17 protein-coding genes are annotated in these 19137 nt (G+C 54.4%); 9 read left to right on the top strand and 8 right to left on the bottom strand.

All coding sequences use genetic code 11. From position 1 onward, the window contains the following. Nucleotides 1-34: 34 nt before the first annotated feature. The 3 genes from QMO62_RS11820 to QMO62_RS11810 all read right to left on the bottom strand — a co-directional run bounded on the left by QMO62_RS11820 (nt 35) and on the right by QMO62_RS11810 (nt 3159). Nucleotides 35-1393: a YheC/YheD family endospore coat-associated protein gene (locus QMO62_RS11820; protein WP_284641159.1), complete on the bottom strand. Its 1359-nt coding sequence runs from the start codon at nt 1391-1393 to the stop codon at nt 35-37. Between the two features lie 187 nt (nt 1394-1580). After that, the gene (locus QMO62_RS11815) at nt 1581-2384 is read right to left on the bottom strand and encodes an HAD family hydrolase (RefSeq protein ID WP_284641158.1); all 804 of its coding nucleotides are present in this window, start codon (nt 2382-2384) and stop codon (nt 1581-1583) included. Beyond that, nucleotides 2377-3159, bottom strand: a complete 783-nt coding sequence (locus QMO62_RS11810) for a DeoR/GlpR family DNA-binding transcription regulator (protein WP_284641157.1) — start codon at nt 3157-3159, stop codon at nt 2377-2379. The genes QMO62_RS11815 and QMO62_RS11810 overlap by 8 nt, the downstream gene beginning before the upstream one ends. A 186-nt stretch (nt 3160-3345) precedes the next feature. Between QMO62_RS11810 and QMO62_RS11805 the strand changes: the two genes are divergently transcribed. Both QMO62_RS11805 and QMO62_RS11800 read left to right on the top strand, forming a co-directional pair. After that, entirely contained in the window at nt 3346-4461 is a 1116-nt protein-coding gene (locus tag QMO62_RS11805) for an acyltransferase (protein WP_284641156.1), read from the top strand. Nucleotides 4462-4546: 85 nt separating this feature from the next. Then, nucleotides 4547-4825, top strand: coding sequence for a hypothetical protein (locus QMO62_RS11800; protein ID WP_284641155.1), 279 nt, complete (start codon nt 4547-4549; stop codon nt 4823-4825). 74 nt (nt 4826-4899) lie between these two features. Here QMO62_RS11800 and QMO62_RS11795 read toward each other — a convergent pair whose 3' ends face one another. Beyond that, nucleotides 4900-5277: a hypothetical protein gene (locus QMO62_RS11795; RefSeq protein WP_284641154.1), complete on the bottom strand. Its 378-nt coding sequence runs from the start codon at nt 5275-5277 to the stop codon at nt 4900-4902. 157 nt (nt 5278-5434) lie between these two features. Here QMO62_RS11795 and QMO62_RS11790 point away from each other — a divergent pair, with 157 nt between their 5' ends. Beyond that, nucleotides 5435-6775 (top strand): DRTGG domain-containing protein, encoded by a 1341-nt coding sequence (locus QMO62_RS11790; protein WP_284641153.1) that lies wholly within the window; start codon nt 5435-5437, stop codon nt 6773-6775. Here the strand turns inward: QMO62_RS11790 and helD are convergent. From helD to QMO62_RS11770, 4 genes are all read right to left on the bottom strand, one after another. Next, nucleotides 6759-9119: an RNA polymerase recycling motor HelD gene (gene helD, locus QMO62_RS11785; RefSeq protein WP_284641152.1), complete on the bottom strand. Its 2361-nt coding sequence runs from the start codon at nt 9117-9119 to the stop codon at nt 6759-6761. The two genes, QMO62_RS11790 and helD, sit on opposite strands and share 17 nt — an antisense overlap. A 415-nt stretch (nt 9120-9534) precedes the next feature. Continuing rightward, nucleotides 9535-9819, bottom strand: a complete 285-nt coding sequence (locus QMO62_RS11780; RefSeq protein WP_284641151.1) for a YtpI family protein — start codon at nt 9817-9819, stop codon at nt 9535-9537. A 105-nt stretch (nt 9820-9924) separates the two neighbouring features. Continuing rightward, on the bottom strand, nt 9925-10437 hold the full coding sequence (locus QMO62_RS11775) for a sporulation membrane protein YtrI (RefSeq protein ID WP_284641150.1): 513 nt from the start codon (nt 10435-10437) through the stop codon (nt 9925-9927). Then, nucleotides 10434-10766 (bottom strand): YtrH family sporulation protein, encoded by a 333-nt coding sequence (locus tag QMO62_RS11770; RefSeq protein WP_284641149.1) that lies wholly within the window; start codon nt 10764-10766, stop codon nt 10434-10436. Before QMO62_RS11770 ends, QMO62_RS11775 begins: the two co-directional genes overlap by 4 nt. Before the next feature lie 135 nt (nt 10767-10901). Here QMO62_RS11770 and QMO62_RS11765 point away from each other — a divergent pair, with 135 nt between their 5' ends. The 6 genes from QMO62_RS11765 to pyk all read left to right on the top strand — a co-directional run bounded on the left by QMO62_RS11765 (nt 10902) and on the right by pyk (nt 19060). Beyond that, complete coding sequence (locus QMO62_RS11765; protein ID WP_284641148.1) at nt 10902-14471, top strand: DNA polymerase III subunit alpha; 3570 nt, start codon at nt 10902-10904, stop codon at nt 14469-14471. Between the two features lie 109 nt (nt 14472-14580). Next, on the top strand, nt 14581-15069 hold the full coding sequence (locus QMO62_RS11760; protein ID WP_284641147.1) for a phosphatidylglycerophosphatase A family protein: 489 nt from the start codon (nt 14581-14583) through the stop codon (nt 15067-15069). A 100-nt stretch (nt 15070-15169) separates the two neighbouring features. Beyond that, nucleotides 15170-15361: a glutamate decarboxylase gene (locus QMO62_RS11755; RefSeq protein ID WP_284641146.1), complete on the top strand. Its 192-nt coding sequence runs from the start codon at nt 15170-15172 to the stop codon at nt 15359-15361. Between the two features lie 55 nt (nt 15362-15416). Next, complete coding sequence (gene accD, locus QMO62_RS11750; protein ID WP_284641145.1) at nt 15417-16346, top strand: acetyl-CoA carboxylase, carboxyltransferase subunit beta; 930 nt, start codon at nt 15417-15419, stop codon at nt 16344-16346. After that, complete coding sequence (accA, locus tag QMO62_RS11745) at nt 16336-17310, top strand: acetyl-CoA carboxylase carboxyl transferase subunit alpha (RefSeq protein ID WP_284641144.1); 975 nt, start codon at nt 16336-16338, stop codon at nt 17308-17310. The genes accD and accA overlap by 11 nt, the downstream gene beginning before the upstream one ends. Continuing rightward, on the top strand, nt 17303-19060 hold the full coding sequence (gene pyk / locus QMO62_RS11740; RefSeq protein WP_284641143.1) for a pyruvate kinase: 1758 nt from the start codon (nt 17303-17305) through the stop codon (nt 19058-19060). Before accA ends, pyk begins: the two co-directional genes overlap by 8 nt. Nucleotides 19061-19137: the final 77 nt, after the last annotated feature.

Here is a 19137-nt window from a genome sequence, read left to right as displayed (position 1 = left end):
GGCAGAAGCATCCCCCTTGGCCCCGGTCTTTGATTTAGAACTTCGCCGCATGGCGAGCATACTGTACGACCGTCTTCACGGACGGGCGGATCTTTCGCTCCGCATTCAGCGGGGTATTGTCATCCTTCGACGGCTTCGAGTTCACCTCGAGCAGCCACACCCGCCCGGAGGTATCCAAGGCGAGGTCGACCCCCAGCTCGGCAAAATGTCCCTCCACCTGCGTCTCAATGCCCTTCGCAATCTGTAGGGCGGCGCGCTTCAGCCTGGCGGCCCCGGAAGCGGAGGCACCGGCGCGGGCCAGCGCCTCCCTGACGGTGCAGAGCGTTCCGCCCCGGGCCAGGTTGGAGACGAACTGGTGGTTGCCTGCAATCCGTCCGACGATGGAGGTGACGGTCCATGATCCGGTATCATCCCGTTGCACGAGCGCCCGGAAATCGATGGGGCGGTCGCCCGCCTGGATCAGGTTCAGGCCTTGCTGGATCTGGTGCCGCCCGGTCTTCACCTTGCCCGAGATGGCCGAGTACAGCTGGGTCAGGCTGCGGTACACCTGCTTTCGGGTACCGTTCAGGCCGGTGAAATGGGCGATATACGTTCCGCCCTCGGAGCGGCGGATGCGAATGATGCCTTTACCCAAGCTGCCCGTGATAGGCTTAAGAAAGACGGAGGCGTATTTGCTGCACATGGATTTCAGCGTGGCAAAATTACGAAGCAGATGGGATTCCGGCAAGTACGTCTGGAGTCCGGCTTCCTTGCGCAGCGCATCGAAGACCTCGCTTTTATTGAGATATTTCTCATTAAACATGATGGTGCGGTGCTTGCTTCGGGCCTGGCTTACAAACTGCTGGACGTGGGGGTAATTTTCGTAGCGGCGAGAGGTAAGACGATTGTACAGTACATGGGGTACAGGAAAGGTAGAGCGAATCCAGCGGCCGGCGTAATGCCAGCCCTTGACGGTATCGCCTGCCGTCTTCAGGTCCTCCGGTGTGCAGAAGAAGACGGCGGCACCGTAGATTTTGCATGCTTCCGTCATTTCGTGGCAGAAGGCGGTCGTTGTACCGAACAGCTTATCACCCGCACTGGCGTTGGCGCGGCTGACCATGACTCCGATTAACGGTCCCAGATGAAGGGAACCCGAGGCGGATTTATATTGCAGACACAAGGAATCGCCGTGTTTCACGCCCCATTTGGCAGCGAGGGTGTCACTGAGCCGCAGCATTCCCGCTTGAGTGACAGGGATGACCTTTACCTCTTGTTTGGCGGACCCAAAGCAAAGGGAGACGGATGGGTTCTGCGAAAGCTTCCATTTCTTCACGAGAGAATCGCTGAGCATAACAACGGAGCCGTCCGGTGAAAGGCTGGCGCTGACATGAATCTTTACCTTCGTTCTTTTCATTGCGGACCTCCTTCCCAGCACAACATACATCTACCAAGTAACGAGCTACTGTCATCATATGAGGGCATCTACACCTTGGTGAATGGACCATGCCGAAAAGTACAGTGTTCATAGGCCCGATGGGAAGGTGCTGCGGCAGGCTGTCCGGCGTCGCCGAAGGGAGGGAAACAACAAAAAAAGCCGGCGTTTATACACCGGCTTCTCGTAAATTATAGGCCCTGACCCAGGCAATCACATCCGCTACATACGCAGCGGTATGCTTCGCCTTTGCACGTACCTCCGGATGGGCGCCGCCCATAGCGAAGCTGTGCGGCGTCTCCGAGAACATCGCGAGATCGTTGAACGAATCTCCGATGCATACGGTCTCCTCCGGCAGCACATCGAGCTTCTTCAGCAGCGCATGCAGACCGGTGCCCTTCGAAACGCCCCGCGGCATAACATCCATGCAGTCGATATCGGAAATGTAGGCGTCAATCCGTTCGCCATACTGTCCGAGCAGCTTTTCCTGCAAGCTCCGAAGGCGCTCCACATCGCCGAAAAAGGACATTTTGCCGCACATCACTTCGCGTCCCAGGAGCTCCCTCGCATGGGGAATCTCGTGAAAAGGCGCCATCAGCCTTGCTCCGATGATGCGGGCATGCTCATTCATCCGCTCGACGAAGTAGCTGTCCGGTCCGCAGAGCATGGTCAGGAAGGGCATGCCCTCCGCAGCTCCGGCCAGCTCCAGGAGCAGCTCCCGCTCGAAGGCGTGATGCGAAAGCAGTGTCCCGTCCGAAGTGTGGACATAGGCTCCGTTTTGGGAAATGGAATGAACCCTCCGGTCGATTTCCTTCATGACCGTATCGATTTCGGGATACATGCGGCCTGAGGCGAAGGCTACGGCGACACCCTCCTCCAACATAGCGTGAAGCCCCTTCACATCCTCCTCTCGGATCGAGGAATGATGATGGATCAAGGTACCGTCCAAATCGCTGACAATCAGTTTAATCATAAGTTTTTTCCCCTTCTTCTGCGGCGACGATCAGATGAATGCCGTGCTTGTCCAGCAGCTCGGCGAATCGTTCCTCCGGACGCCGGTCCGTGATGATGATATCAATTTGCTCAAGACCTGCAACCCGGTAAAAGGTACGCTGCCCGAACTTGGAATGATCCACGAGAATAATTACCTGATCCGCCCGCTCGACCATTTCACGATGGACATGGCCTTCGTCCTCATAGGGATTAGAGAGACCTTCGGCGGACAAGGCGGCGGTGCCAAGCAGAAGCTTATCTGCGTGATAATCGCGCAGCATATCGATCGTTCTCGAGCCGGCGATGAAGCGGTGCTTGGGATGTACGACGCCGCCGAGCAAATGCACGGTAACGCCGTTCCTCGCCGACAGCGTACCGGCAATGTCCATCGAATTGGTTACGACAACGTGCTGCGACGTTCTCAGGCACTCCGCCGCCTGAAGCACAGTCGTAGAGGCGTCCATGAACAAGTAGTCTCCCTCCTGAACCAAAGAGGCGGCGCATGCGCCGATGGCGTGCTTGCCGGTGCTTTCCAGATGGAGCCTTGTATGATAATCGACGACATCCTTCATCAAGGTGGGAAGAATCGCGCCGCCGCGAGTTCGCAGGATGCGGCCTTGCTCTTCCAGCTTAACAATATCCCGTCTGGCGGTATCCCGGGATACCTCGAACAGCTCGCAAATCTCATCCGTGCTGATGCGGCCCTTGTGCTGCAAGTGCTGCATAATACCGATAAACCTTTCTTCTTGGTACATGACGCTCTCCTCGGGGAATTTGATTTTCTTTCATTGTAAGTGAAAGTAATGCATTAAGGCAAGTGTTTTTAAGTGTAAATAAGTATATATGCGTAAATATAAGTGATAACTCGATGGAGTAGGCTTGTTACACCCAATATGTTACAATGCTTAATAGCATTTCTTCGACAAAGGAGTCGACAACATTTGACGGAAACCGTACCTCCCCCTGCAAAAAAGAAATCACTCCCCAAGCTCCATGAGCTGGATATCGTGAGAGCGATTGCCATCTTAGCGGTGGTAGCGATTCATGCCACCTCGGAGGCTACCGTGGAGCTTCCGGTCGGCAGCACGGCGCAGGCGGTCTACCTAGCAGTCAACAAGCTGTGCAACTTTGCCGTACCCGTTTTTATTTTATTAAGCGGCGTCGTCCTGTTCTATCGCTACTCGAACGATTGGGGCGCCAAGCAGGGAGTCACCTTTTACCTCAGAAGAGTAAAGCAGGTCGTTATTCCCTATCTAGTATGGTCCTTGTTTTATTACCTGTACAACCAATGGATTTTTTCAAGGAACACTCTGCATTTCGACTGGCGCGCCTTTCTGGATTTACTGCCGTGGGCGGATGCCTCGTATCACTTGTATTTCATGACGATTATCGTGCAGTTTTACCTATTGTTCCCGCTGCTGATGACCCTGTGCCGGAAATGGTTTTGGTTTCGCCGAAGTCTGTTTTTGTTCGGGCTGCTTGTTCAGGCCGTCTTCTATTGCTACAACCGGTATGTGTCGCCTGTAGAGCATGTTCCTTCTCTGGCTGTGACGTATTTCGCGGTATTTGCGGTGGGCGGGCAGATCGGGCTGTATTACCAGCCGTTCATCGAATGGCTGCGGAAGCACATCCGCTGGGTGCTGCCGCTATCGTTGATCATCGGGGCGTCGTTCGCCGGGTCCATTCTATTGGAGCAATACAAGCTTGTCCGGTTAAACGGCGTCTGGTATGAAGTCATGTTTCACTCGTATGCGATCTTTGTGGCGATGAGCTTCATCTGGCTCGGGAGAGGGCTGTTGAACAAGTGGAACAGCGCTGCGCAATGGCTCATCCGGCTCGGAGCGGTCTCATTCGGTATTTATTTGGTGCATCCGGCGGTCCTTACGTATTGGCATACCCAGGTGGAGCGGGCGACCGGCGACATTCTGCTATACCATGCGTATACACTCGGCGGCTTTGTCGCGACCTTGTTTGTCCCTTGGATTCTGGTCGCTGCCTACGGCCAATTCATGTCTCTTTGGAGAAAAAAAACGAAGCCGCAGCCGGCCAAAGCGTAGCCTGTCTTTTTTTCGGTGATAATCCGTCCCCTTGCCTCATAGAATGAAGCGTACAAGTTGTTCTGGGGAGGGGAGACAAGGACCGATGAAAGGGATACGTAATCTCGTTTATATGGGCTTAACTCTAGGAATGGTCATCTTTGCCGTTCCGCGGTTAAGTTTAAGCGACGGCTTGGCGCCCGAGTCGGTGTTCGGCTTCGTTTGGCTTGCGATGGCGCTCTTGATCGTAGCTGCGCATCTTCACGAGCTGCTGGGCGTGGAGGAGGAGACTCGCCGGGAGCTGCTGAAGGTGAAGAAGATGAAGCGATGGCAGCTGGAGCAAATGCTGCAGGGCCGCAGGAAGGTTATGCAGTTCAAAAAATAAATGGCCTGGGGTATGGAAAAGCCTGCCTGCTTTCCGAATGGGAGAGCGGGCAGGCTTTTTGGCATGACAAGAAACTACCACAGCAGACTGACGGCGAGAAGATTAAACAGAGCGAGCGGCAAAACCACATTGTTATAATAGGGATTGAATGCCGGAGACCCGAAGCCTCCGTGCGGCCCAAAGCCGCCGAAGGGAAGGAAGGCGCGGCTGTGTCCCGGCATGATTTGGAGGTAGATGAAGTCGCTGTCAATATGCACGATATAGCCGTCATGCGTCTGGCCGTGCACCGTTTGGACGCGGACAGGGCGGTTCATGTGCTGGCTGCAAATGGAATGGAGGCGCTCCCTGCACTTTTTCATAGCACCTGCCGTTTCGGGGTCCAACTGGTAAATCGGCTGTAAAGCGCCGGCTCCGGCCGCGGCTCCGACCGGCTGTAACGGATTCATGGACATGTGTTCTCACTCCTTAACATTCTATAAGCACAAATGGCTATTTCCATCCTATGCAGCACAAAACAGGTATAGAGCTGTCAGTCTATTCATTTTTTGTAAAATCGCCTATAATGGGTAATACAGAGTGTGACAGATCAATGGGGGAGAGGTATAACAGATGGAGGTTTCCGGTGTACCTGAGGCGGCGACGAAGCACGAGCAGATCATTAAATATATAGAAAGCTTAAAGATCGGCACCAAAATCTCCGTCCGGAAAATCGCCGAACAGCTGGATGTCAGCGAGGGTACGGCATACCGTGCTATTAAAGAGGCGGATACGATCGGGCTTGTGGCTACTAAGGAGCGGGTCGGAACCGTACGGGTTGAGAAGAAGCTGCGCGACCAGCTGGATAAGTTAACCTTCGCGGAGGTCGTCAATATGGTGGACGGCGAGGTGCTGGGCGGGAGCGGCGGTTTGAACAAAACGCTGCATAAATTCGTTATCGGCGCGATGGAGCAGGAAGCGATGATGCGCTATATCGATCCGGGCAGCCTGTTAATTGTAGGTAACCGCTATAAAGCGCATGTACGAGCGCTGGAGCAGGGGGCCGGCGTACTGATCACCGGGGGCTTCGGGACATCGGAGGAGGTCAAGCAGCTGGCGGACCAGCTGGAGCTTCCGATCATATCAAGCAGCTATGATACGTTTACCGTCGCCTCGATGATTAACCGGGCCATCTATGACCGGCTGATCAAGAAGAAGATTTTGCTGATTGAGGATATTATCCCGAAAGGGATGCAGGTGTACGTGCTTAAGGGGAATCAGACGCTGAGGGACTGGCAGCGGCTGCATGAAGAGACGGGACACAGCCGCTTCCCTGTAGTGGATGAATGGAACCGGGTCATCGGAATGATTACGTCCAAGGACTTCATCGGTGCGGAGCCGCAGCAGACGATCGACAAGCTGATGACGCGGAGCCCTGTCACGGCTGCGCCGAGCACCTCGGTAGCTTCGGCGGCCCACATGATGGTGTGGGAGGGCATCGAGCTGCTGCCGATCATCGACCTTGGCCGTAGGGTAGTAGGCGTGATCAGCCGCAAGGATGTGTTGAAGGCGATGCAGCACACCCAGCGCCAGCCGCAGCACGGGGAGACATTCGAGGACCTGATTTGGTCCGGCTTTCAGGAGGGCAAGGACAAGAACGGCCAGCTCGTCTTCCGCGGCTCGATTACGCCGCAGATGACGAACCGGCTCGGTACGGTGTCCGAAGGGGTGCTGACCGTGCTTATGTCGCAAGCGGCTTACCACGCCGTGCTTGACGTGAAGAAGGGCGATCTCGTGATGGACAATATGTCCTCGTACTTTGTCAAGCCGGTTCAAATCGACAGTGAAATTGAAATTCGTCCGAAGATGATTGAAGTCAGCCGCAAGTTCGGGAAAATCGACGTGGAAATTTATCACGGCAGCGCGCTTGTCGCCAAAGCGATGTTAACCGCTCAGGTCATTGAGCAGGGGTAGCCGTATAAAGCTCCTCGCTGACTCCCCCAAGCAGCGGCGTTCGTTCCCCGGTATAGAATAAATGAAGCTCATGCATCGCGCGGGTGCAAACAGTATAGAAAAGCTTGCGCTCGCTTTCTCTGCCGTATTGCTTAGCCGAGGCGTCAAATACGATGACGGCGTCGAATTCCACACCTTTGGCCAAGTAAGAAGGAATCACGAGCACACCCGCCTCATAGGAGGTCGTTTCCTTGCGGATCAAGGCAAGACCGTCTAGATGCCCGCTGAGCGCCCGGTGGGCTTTCTCGCTTTCCTCCGCCGTTTTGCAAATGACCGCAATCGTAGGATGCCCGGCCGACTTCAACTGCCGGAGACGATCCCCAATGCCTTTTGCCAAATCGATAGGGTCTGCAGCCTTCGTCAGAGTCGGCTTGGGACCTTCCCGATGAAACGGCTCTATGAGAGCCCCAGCCGGAAGCAAGGGCTTCGTAAACTCGACAATCTGACGGGTCGAGCGGTATGTCCGCGTTAGGATCATCGTTTCGGTTTGCTCGGCGCCATACAGCTCCGGCAGGAATTCCAGGCTGCTGCCGCCCGCGGTATGGGCGTAGATCGCTTGATTAAAGTCACCAAGCACCGTCATTTTACTTCTGGGAAACAAGCCCTTCAAGTAATGGTATTGAAACGGCGAATAGTCCTGCCCCTCATCGACGAACACATGGCGAATCCCCGTATTCACTTGAGTGCCTTCCAGGCGCTCGCGGAGGTATAAGTACGGGGTGGTGTCCTCGTAGGCGAGATAGCCTTGATCCAGGTGCTCACTTGTTTGGCTGCAGATGTCCGCCCATTGCTTCGGCAGGGAGGAAGCTACGCATGCTGCCGCTACCTTTGGATCGGTGAAGAACTGTCTGTAGGCCGACGGCACGTCAAGGAAACTAAGGCGCTTGATTTCCGCACGCACCGGCTCCATCTGCTCCCGAACCAGCATCGTGGCGAGAATATGCTTCTCCCGATCGAAATCATCGAACGTATCCTCCGAAGGAAGCTTCTTGCGCTGCAGCTCCTGGTAGGCCTTTAAGTAAGCCTCGGTATCCAGCAAGTCTATCTCGTCCTCAACCCAGGGCTTTAAGCGCTCCGCGCGGGCGATTGGAATCAGCTCCTTCAGCAAGGCATCCCGGAGCAGCCTTAGACGATTCGGGATGGGCAGCCCTTGATCCAGCTCGTAGAACCGCTTCTGCAGACTTTGTGCGGAGAACAGCACGTCCTCGCGAAACCGGATATCCTGAAACGGAAGGCCTTGCCGGCCTAAGGTAACCACATAAGCATCCAGAGCGTGCAGGTAATCGGTGGAAGCTTTGAACCGAATGCCCTCAAGCCGCGCCGCGTAACCGGGCTCGTGCATGGAAGTCAAGGTGTATTCCATTTGAGCTGCGGGTTCCTCCTGATTGAATTCATGCCCTAACCGGTGCTCCAGATATTCCTGAAACGTCGTTTGCTGCATGTTCTCCTCGCCCAGCTCGGGGAGCACGGTGGAAACATAGCTGTTGAACATGGAGTTCGGCGAGAAGAGAACGATCTGATCGGCCCTCAGCGTTTCACGAAAACGATAGAGCAAGTAAGCTACCCGCTGCAGGGCGGCAGACGTTTTTCCGCTTCCGGCTGCTCCCTGAACGACAAGCAAGCGGCTGCCTACGTTGCGGATGAGCCGGTTCTGCTCCTTCTGGATCGTAGCCACGATGCTGCGCATCTGCGGGTCGGCCTGCTTTCCCAGCACCTCCTGAAGCAGCTCGTCGCCGATGGTTACACTCGTATCGAACAAGCTGCGGAGCTCATTGTCGCGAATGATGAATTGACGCTTCAGCTCCATGCTGCCTGTGATGGTGCCGCCGGGAGTATCGTATTGTGCCGGGCCCGGAGGATAATCGTAATACAAGCTGGAGACCGGGGCGCGCCAGTCGTAGATGAGAAACTGATCTCCTTCCTGATTGAGCAGCGAGCCCACGCCGACATAAATAGCCTCGCTTCGCGGCTCTCCGTCCTCCTGAAAGTCGATGCGCCCGAAATATGGCGATTGCAGAAGCCGCTTGAGCTTTTTCAGCTGCGACTGCTGCTGACGATGCGCCCGTTCACGGTCCGAGATGACCTCCGCCTGCTGCTTCAGGCTTGCCATCGTTTCGACCATTTCCTCAAGACCCTCGACGTTCACTGTTACGTCATCCCAGAAATGCTTGCGGAAGCCGACGATGTCTTCTCTTATGCCGCTGATTTGCTCCTGCAGCGTTTCGGCCCGCTCCTGAATTTCATTTCTCACGGCAGTAATACGGTGCTGCTCCTCAACCCATGCTTGCTCTGATACGCGGCTCATAGCACAGCTCCTTTTCATGAAAGATTTTTTGTGAAGAGGGGTTTGACAACAGGGTTTCGATGTGTTATGATAATATTGAGGAAAACTGATCTTGTTAATCTTTCTTAAAAATGGAATCGAGATCAATGATATCATGAAATTATATTGATTGCAATAGAAAACGGAGCCCCTAGGGAGGACTCCGTTTTTTTGTGTTAAGGCGAGCGCCATTCTCGGCGTTAATGGTCTGGAACGCAGGGAATTTACCGGGATACATACGAATAGCGGCCTTGGGGGACGTTATTCCCTCGAAATAGCCGGTAATTTGCAGAATAGCCTCCCCGCGGGACGTTAATGGCGATGAAACGCTAACTAAGCCCGGCATTCGCTAAACGAAAAAGAACCGCGCAGGCTGAAGCCTGACGGTTCCAAGGTCCTACCGGTTAAATAAAGAGTGGTTCCGAATTCCGACGAAGAAGTTGAACGCGCCCAGGATAAAGCAAACCACACCGAAAATGCGCCGTGTTACCGAATCCGTAAAGAAGAACAGCTGGCTGACGGCAATGATGACAAGCATCAGGCCCATGGCGATGTTCATCCGGGAGGAATAAATGCCGCGAAGCTTCGGGTCCTGCTCCCGGCGGTACCGAAGGCTGTAGTATACAGTGAAGATCAGGCTGACAAGAATCAAGGTGCTGAGCACCGCTTGAACGATCAGCATTGGCTAATGCACTTCCTTTATGAGCTTGAATATAAAGGCACCTTACGAAGGCGCAGCTTTAACTCTACCCATAACGCGGAAAAAAAGCAATCCTGTCCCTTCGAATCATGACGAGGGGAGGCGCTTCCATTCTTTTGCGGTAACCCAGACGCGAAGCTCTGTACCGACCAGCAGCATGGTTTTGACGGTAACGATATAATCCTTCTCCATGACGCCTGAGAACGTCTTCTCCGTGAGGATTTCCTCGTACAAGTCCTTCGAGTCGACGAATGAGGAAATCTTCGTGCCGATCACGACCTTGCCGAACTCCTTGTGAATACGGCGCTTCAGCTCGCTTTCCGTAACTTTATCTAAAGGAGGCTGCGGGCTGCTGGTGCTCACTTCGATAATATTCAGAAGATTAATCGTGGTTTGCTGATTCTTAGATTTGCGCAGTGTAGCCGTCTCCTCCATAAGCTTCTCGTTATCCGACAGCAGCTCCCTATTCTCCGTAATGATGAGATTCATGTTGTGGCTGTACACCGACATAAAAAATGCAGCCCCGATGATCATACCGGAAATGACGAGGCCGAAGGCGCGCAGGTAGGCGGTGAACAGGTCAAAGCGGGGCACCCTCATCCATTTGCGCCTCCCTTGCAGATCCACTGGATCAGCATCGTTCCTACATGAGCCCCTGTGAAAGCGCAGACGATGTACAAAATTTGCTTAATGGCAGGGGAAATATTGCCAAGAGCAAAATTGGTTTCAATCGCCCGAATCGGATCGATCGTGCCGCCAATCGCAGCGACCATAGCCCATATTTTAATCTGTTCGGCGACCAGGGACATCCGGTTGATCGGCGGATCCAGCGTCAGAACGGCACAAATGCCCGCCAGCATCGTTCCCCCCAGCACCACCCCGAACGCAACGAAAAAATCCAACAAACATCTGGATAAAAACATAACCATACGACTGCTCATCCTTTCCCGTATGACAAGCTTGGCTTGACCCATCCCTCTTGTCCTAATCTATGGCACACTTGTTCGCATTATGCTAAAATTAAGAGAAACATTTTTTTCTTTCGAGAAACGGAGGCGAAGCGATTGAGCGGGTTTGTCCATTTGCATGTACATAGCGAGTACAGCTTGCTCGACGGGGCGGCGCGGATCGACGATATGGTCGAACAGGCGGCGAAGCTCGGGATGAAGGCGCTGGCGCTTACCGATCACGGTGTGATGTACGGAGCGATTCCTTTCTATAAAGCGTGCAAGCAGCACGGAATTAAGCCTATCCTTGGGTGCGAGATGTATTTTACCGCCGGCTCGATCAAGCAGAAGGCCGCGAGACAGGAGCAGCCCATCTACCATTTGCTGCTGCTTGCCAAAAATTTGACGGGTTACCGTAACCTGATGAAGCTGGTATCGATCGCTCACCTGGAGGGCTTCCACTATAAGCCCCGCATCGACCTTGAGCATTTGGCCGCTTACTCCGAGGGCTTGATTTGCACCAGCGCTTGTCTCGGCAGCGAGGTGTCCCAGCATCTTCTGCACGGGCGTTATGAGGAGGCGAAGGCGGCGGCACTCAGGTACCGCGGTATTTTCGGCGCGGACTTCTATCTTGAGCTGCAGGACCACGGATTGCTGGAGCAAAGGAAAGTCATGCCCGAGATGCTGAAGCTGAGCCGCGAGACGGGCATCCAGTTGGTAGTAACGAACGACGTGCATTACGTGCGGGAGCCGGAGCACGCCGTGCAGGATATATTGATTTGCATTGGCACGGGGAAAACCGTTGAGGATCAGGACCGGCTTCGGTTCTCCACCAGCCAGCTCTATCTTAAGAGCGGGGAGGAGATGAGCCGTGCATTCGCTCATGTGCCGGAGGCCTTGGCCAATACAGCAGCCATTGCGGAACAATGCGAGCTGGAGCTGGAGTTCGGCCGCTCGATCCTGCCTCAATTCGAGCCGATTCCCGAAGGGCGGACAGCAGGCGAATACCTTGCCGAGCTGTGCCAGGTTGGCCTTCAGCAGCGCTACGGCTTGTCGCAAGAGTGGGAGGATGCAGGCTGGCGAAGAAGCATTGAGGATCGCTTGACTTATGAGCTTGGAGTTATCGAGCGTATGGGGTACTCCGATTATTTTCTAATCGTGTGGGACTTCATCCGCTTTGCCAAAGAGAACGGCATCATGGTCGGCCCCGGCAGAGGTTCCTCTGCCGGAAGTCTCGTAGCCTACGTTCTCCGAATAACCGATGTGGATCCGATCCGTTACGAGCTGCTCTTCGAGCGCTTCCTCAATCCGGAGCGGGTCACGATGCCGGATATCGACATTGACTTCAGCGATCTTCGACGCGATGAGGTCATCGACTACGTTGTGAAGAAATACGGCCGCGACCGTGTGGCGCAGATCGTCACCTTCGGTACGATGGCGGCGAAGGCCGCGGTGCGCGATGTCGGCCGCGTGCTGAGCGTTCCCTATAACGAGGTGGACCGCGCGGCAAAGCTCATCCCGAATCAGCTCGGAATGACGCTCGCCGATGCGCTCAAAGTAAGTCCTGAGCTCAAATCGCTCGCCGAGAAGCATCCGAAGACCGGCGAGCTGCTGGAGCTGGCCATGAAGGTCGAGGGGATGCCGCGTCACGTGTCTACGCATGCCGCCGGCGTTGTGATCTCCCGTGAGCCGTTAACGCAGTATGTTCCTCTTCAGGAGGGTACGGAGCAGACGCCGCTAACCCAATACTCCATGGAGCATCTGGAATCGATCGGTTTGCTGAAGATGGATTTTCTCGGGCTGCGGACGCTTTCGATCATTGAGCGCACGCTGGAATGGATCCGCGAGAGAACAGGGATAACGATCGATTGGACGAAGATTTCAATGAATGATCCTTTAACCTATGAGCTTCTGAGCCGCGGGGATACCACAGGGATCTTCCAGCTGGAATCTCCGGGTATGCGCCGTGTGCTGAAGGAGCTTCGCCCCTCGCAGTTCGAGGACATTATCTCCGTCTTGGCTTTGTATCGGCCGGGACCGATGGAATTCATCCCCCAGTACATCCGGAGCAAGCACGGAGAGCAGGCGGTAGAATACCCCCACCCGTCCATCGAGCCTTATCTGAAGGATACGTACGGCATCATCGTGTATCAGGAACAGATCATGCAGATCGCTTCCGGTATGGCCGGCTTCCGGCTGGGAGAGGCGGATCTGCTGCGAAGAGCGGTCAGCAAGAAGAAGCGGGAGGTGCTCGATGAAGAGCGGGCCCACTTCGTTCGAGGCTGCTTAAGCCAAGGTCATACGGAGGATGCGGCCAACCGGGTGTATGATATGATCGTACGTTTCGCCGATTACGGCTTCCCGAAGGCGCATGCGACGGCGTACGGTGTGCTCGCCTTCCAGACGGCGTATCTGAAGGCGCATTATCCGGTGCCGTTCATGGCTTCGATGCTTACGGCTGTGATGGGAAGCCATCATAAGGTGGCCGAATATGTGGACGAGTGCCGCCGAATGGGCATTGCCGTGCTGCCGCCGGACGTGAACGAGAGCGGGATTGTGTTCACCCCTACGGGGGACTCCATTCGATTCGGTCTTGCGGCCATCAAGAATGTCGGTACTCATGCGATCGAATCCATCATCGCGCAGCGAAACGAAGGTCCTTATGAGAGTCTAATCGACTTCTGCCGAAGGGTGGACCTGCGGGTGTGCAATAAGCGCGTTATGGAATCGCTCATTCAAGGAGGCGCGACGGACTCGCTGCCGGGGCACCGGGCGCAGCAGCTTGCGATGCTGGAGGATGCGGTAGACGCAGCTGTGAAGTGGCGCAAGGAGCGGGAGGATCTGCAGCTGCATCTGTTCGGCTTCGTAGAGGAGGTCAACTGGGAGGTGGATTACCCTGAGATCGCTCCTTTCACGATGACGCAGCAGCTGGAGCTGGAAAAGGAGCTCTTGGGTCTGTACATCTCGGGCAGCCCGCTGGATGATTATGAAGCGGTGCTGCGCAAGCTTGAGGTCGATTATTTGCACCATTTGCAGGAATACCCCGACCACAGCGAAGTCAAGGTAGCCGGATTGGTGCTGTCGAACAAAACGATCGTGACTAAAAAGGGACAGCCGATGGCCTTTATGGAGCTGGAGGACCGGGTCGGCAAGGCGGAGGTCGTCCTGTTCCCGGAGACCTGGAAGAAGTACGCCCCCCTCGTTCAAAAGGGGAAGCCGATTCTGGTGATGGCGAAGCTGCAGCTCGGTGACGAGGATTATAAGCTGCTTGCCGATCAGCTGATTGCTTTGGAGGATCCGCATTTGGAGCTGAAGGCGATCAAACCGGCGGCGGCTTCCGGTGCACAGGCTCGTACGGCGGGCGGCACCTACACCAGGCCGGATACGGCGACTTCCCAAGCGAAGCAGCAGGCCAAGCCGGAGACCCCGGACTCTCCGCAACAGGTGCATGCCGCCCAAGGATCAAGAATGTATGTCAAAATTTCCGAGGAGAAGGAGCGGCCAGCGATATTATCGTCGCTCAAGGAGCTTATACGCAAGCAGCCTGGCAATCATCCAGTGGTGCTTTATTATGAGAAAAGTAAAAAAACGCTGGGGCTGAGCGAGTCCTATTATGTGAATCCTTCCGCCGACCTGATTCGGCGCATGGAGCAGCTGCTCGGTAAAGATACCGTAAAAGTGAAATAATTGACGTCTCCTCTGCATACATTTAGTAACCCAAACGGGAAACGGTGTAAGAAAGCAGCCGAAGCCCGGAACCCCTGTTACTTATGGATGAGTGAGGAGGCGTTTTTTTATGACCCATCAGCACATCGAGGAATGCTTGGAGAAGCGCGGCGTAACGATCGATCGGATCGCCGAAATCGTACACAAGCTGCAGCTGCCCTATAACTCCAGCCTCACTATGGAAGCATGTGTGGAAAGCGTGCAAGCGGTTTTAAGGAAAAGAGAAGTACAGTATGTGCTGTACACCGGCATCGCTCTCGATGATTTGGCGGAAAGGAAGCTGCTTCCGGAGCCGCTTCAAACCATAATGGAGAAGGACGAATCGCTTTACGGAGTGGATGAGACGCTGGCGCTGGGCATTGTGCATGTGTATGGGATGATCGGACTGACCAGCTTCGGTTATCTGGACAAGGAAAAGATGGGTATTATCCGCGAGCTGAACGATCAGCGGTCGGGGATTCACGTGTTTTTGGACGATTTGGTGGCGGGTCTGGCAGCAGCCGCGTCAGCAAGAATTGCGCACCGTCATCAGGATGAGCTGGACGGACCGGCGCACTAGAACCCTCGTTCACGTCCTCAGGAAACAGACCCTCCCTCGGTTGCGGGAAAAAGTGGAGTTATGATATCATTATTCCATTATGTTCGGGAGGTCTGTTTTCATGTGGACGGTTATATATATCGCTCCGACTGCAAAAATTGCTGACAGAATCAAGACGAAACTGACGGAAGAAGGATTTCTGGTGCAAGTGCGCGCGATAAATATGACTAAGAATCAGTTTGAGATTTTGGTTCCCGAAGGCGAAGTGGAAGAGGTTCAAGAGGTATTGAACTCGATTTTGCATAGATCTTAACATTTCATTTTCATCTTATGTGCTTGGTTCAACTTTCCGCAAGAGAGGTGTAGTCGTGCAATTCAAAGATTTGTTTCAGAAGAAGAGGAAGTACGCCACGGTTCCTTCTGCGGATCGGCCTGCGCCGAACCGGGTCGTTGATGATGGGACGATCGATGTCCCCGAGGAACGTCCAAGAAGAGAGATTCCCGAAGGACTTATGAATAAATGCCCGAAGTGCGGCAAAATTCAGTCTACCAAAGAATTGGACAAGAACCTGAAGGTATGTATCAGCTGCAGTTATCATTTTAAGCTGAACGCTGTGGAGCGTATTCAAATGCTGGTCGACGAGGGTAACTTTATCGAGTATGATAGTGATCTGGCCTCGGAGAATCCTTTGAATTTCCCACAGTATACGGAAAAGTACACGAAGGCCGTGGAAGCTACCGGGATGCGTGATGCCGTCATTACGGGAGAAGGCTCGATTGGTGGCTTTACCTGTGTTGTCGCGGTGATGAGCGCTGACTTCATGCTCGCAACGCTCGGTTCGGTTGTGGGAGAGAAGATTACCAGAGCGGTTGAAGCGGCTACGGAGAAGAGGCTCCCGCTGCTCATTTTCTCCACCTCCGGGGGAGCGCGTATGCAAGAGAGCATTCTAAGCTTGATGCAAATGGCCAAGACGAGTGCAGCCATCGCCAAGTTCAATGAGCAGGGCGGTCTTTATATTTCTGTCATTACGGATCCTACCTATGGCGGTGTTACTGCCAGCTACGCTATGCTTGGAGATTTTGTGATCGCCGAGCCGGCGGCGGCCTTCGGCTTTGCAGGCCCGCGAGTCATCGAGCAGACCATTCGCCAGAAGCTTCCTGAAAATTTCCAAACCGCTGAGCTGAATCAGAAGTACGGCCAGGTGGATCTGGTCGTTCCCCGCAAGGAGCTGCGGACGATGCTTTCTCAGATTATCAGCATGCATGGAGTAAAGGAGGAGAAGACCGTTGGCAGGTGAGATGCCTTTCGAGCAGCCGCTCGTGGAGCTGCGGGGGAAAATCGATGAGCTGAAGAAATTCAGCAAGGACAAGCAAATCGATTTCACCGATGAAATCGACCGTCTTGAACAGCGCTATCAGCAGCTGGAGACGGAGCTGTACCAGAACCTAAGCGTGAAGCAGAAGATGCAATTGGCCCGGCATGCGCAGCGTCCGACCACGCTGGACCTGATCAACCACATTTTCACCGATTTCATCGAGCTTCACGGTGATCGTCTATACGGTGACGATTTGGCGATCGTCGGCGGAATCGCTCGTTTGAACGGATTGCCGGTGACGGTTGTAGGACACCAAAAAGGGAAAGATACGAAGGATAATATCTCTAGACACTTCGGAATGCCTCATCCCGAAGGCTACCGCAAGGCTTTGCGGTTCATGAAGCAAGCGAACAAGTTCAACCGTCCGATCATCACCTTCATCGACACGCCGGGAGCTTATCCGGGAAGTGCCGCCGAAGAGCGGGGACAGGGGGAGGCCATCGCCCGCAACCTGATGGAGATGGCGTCCATGCGGGTTCCTATTCTATGCGTCATCGTAGGGGAAGGCGGCAGCGGCGGAGCTTTGGCGCTCGGTGTAGGTAACCGGGTGTTTATGCTTGAGAACGCCATCTATTCCGTTATTACTCCGGAGGGAGCAGCTTCGATTCTGTTCCGCGATGCTTCCAAGTCCATGGAGGCGGCGGAGGCGATGAAGATTACGGCGGATGAAATATTGAAGCTCGGGATCATCGACGGCATCATTCCGGAGCCGAAGGGCGGAGCCCACCGGGATGTGGCTGCACAGGCGGAGTCTATCAAGAGCACGCTTTGGACAAGCTTGGAAGAGCTGCTGAAGCTGTCTGAGCAAGAGCTAGTGGAGGACCGTTACAACAAGTTTAGACAAATGGGTCGGTTTAAGGCTATTCAGGAGGGTAATCATGCGTAAAACGAAGATTGTATGTACGATTGGTCCGGTGAGTGAATCACTGGAAATGTTTAAGAAATTGATCGATGCCGGGATGAACGTGGCCAGATTGAATTTCTCCCACGGGGATTTTGAAGAGCACGGCAATCGGATCAAGAACGTAAGACAAGCCTGCAAGGAGCTCGGCAAGAACGTAGCGATTCTGCTGGATACGAAAGGTCCGGAGATCCGCACAGGCAAGCTGAAGGGCGACCAGAAGGTGGAGCTGGTTCAGGATAACCTGATCACGCTCACGACAGAGGAAATCGAAGGCGATGCAGAGCGCGTATACATTACCTATCGTGATCTTTACAAGGATGTTCGCGTAGGCTCCACGATCCTGATCGACGACGGCTTGATCGGGTTGACCGTTGAGGATATTCGCGGCACCGACATCGTCTGCCGCATCAAAAACGGCGGCTTGCTGGGCGGCAAGAAGGGCGTCAACGTGCCTGGCGTGAAGATCAATCTTCCGGGGATTACGGAAAAGGATGCCAACGACATCATTTTCGGTATCGAGCAGGGTGTTGACTTTATCGCTGCTTCTTTCGTACGGAAAGCTAGCGACGTCATCGAGATTCGCGAGATTCTTGAGCGTCATAACGCGCAGCACATTCAAATCATCTCCAAGATCGAGAACCAGGAAGGCGTGGACAACCTCGACGAAATTCTGGAGGTATCCGACGGTTTAATGGTAGCCCGCGGAGATCTTGGTGTGGAAATTCCGGCGGAGGATGTGCCGATCGTTCAGAAGGCGATGATCAAGAAATGTAATCAGGCAGGCAAGCCAGTCATTACGGCTACGATGATGCTGGATTCCATGCAGCGCAACCCGCGTCCTACACGTGCGGAAGCGAGCGACGTGGCGAATGCGATCTTCGACGGTACCGATGCGGTGATGCTGTCCGGCGAAACGGCGGCAGGGAAATATCCGGTGGAGTCCGTGCAAACCATGGCGAGAATCGCAGAGCGTGCGGAATCTGCACTGGAGCATCGTGAAATCTTCATCCGTCAAAGCAATGCACAGCAAACGAATGTAACCGAAGCGATCAGCCAAGCCGTAGCCAACTCCGCGCTGGATCTGGATGCGAAGGCGATTCTTACGGCAACCGAGAGCGGTTATACCGCGCGTATGGTGTCCAAATACCGTCCGAAGGCTCCGATTATCGCGGTAACACCGAGCGACCAGGTGCTGCGCCGCTTGTCTCTTGTATGGGGTGTTGTGCCTATCAAGGGTGAGCCTTGCAATACGACGGACCAGCTGTTCGAGCACGCTGTAGATACAAGCGTGAAGACCGGCTTTGTCAGCTTGGGCGATCTTGTCGTCATTACGGCTGGAGTGCCTGTTGGCCGCTCCGGAACGACAAACCTGATTAAAGTGCATCAGATCGGCGAAATGATTGCCAAAGGCCAAGGAATCGGCACGCAGATTGCAACCGGCAAGGTTGTTACGGCACGCACCGCGGAAGAGGCGAATGCTAAGGTATCTGAGGGCTGCATTTTGGTCTCTCTTACGACGGACAAGGAGTACATGCCTGCATTCGAGAAGGCGGCAGCGGTCATTACCGAAACCGGCGGCATTACCTCCCATGCGGCGGTCGTAGGCATCAGCTTGGGCAAGCCGGTCGTCGTTGGCGTGAACAACGCGCTGGAGCTGCTCAAGGAAGGCACTGAGGTGTCCATTTACCCTGAGGTTGGCGTCATTTATTCCGGACGCGCACGCGTTCTGTAAACAATACAAGGATAAAAAAGCGGAATCGAAGTCCTCGGTTTCGCTTTTTTAACGTTATAGCTTGGTAATGGAGGTGC

The sequence above is a fragment of the Paenibacillus silviterrae genome, assembly GCF_030167925.1.
Taxonomy (GTDB): Bacteria; Bacillota; Bacilli; order Paenibacillales; family NBRC-103111; genus Paenibacillus_G; species Paenibacillus_G silviterrae.
This window is presented reverse-complemented; position numbering and strand designations above follow the sequence as displayed.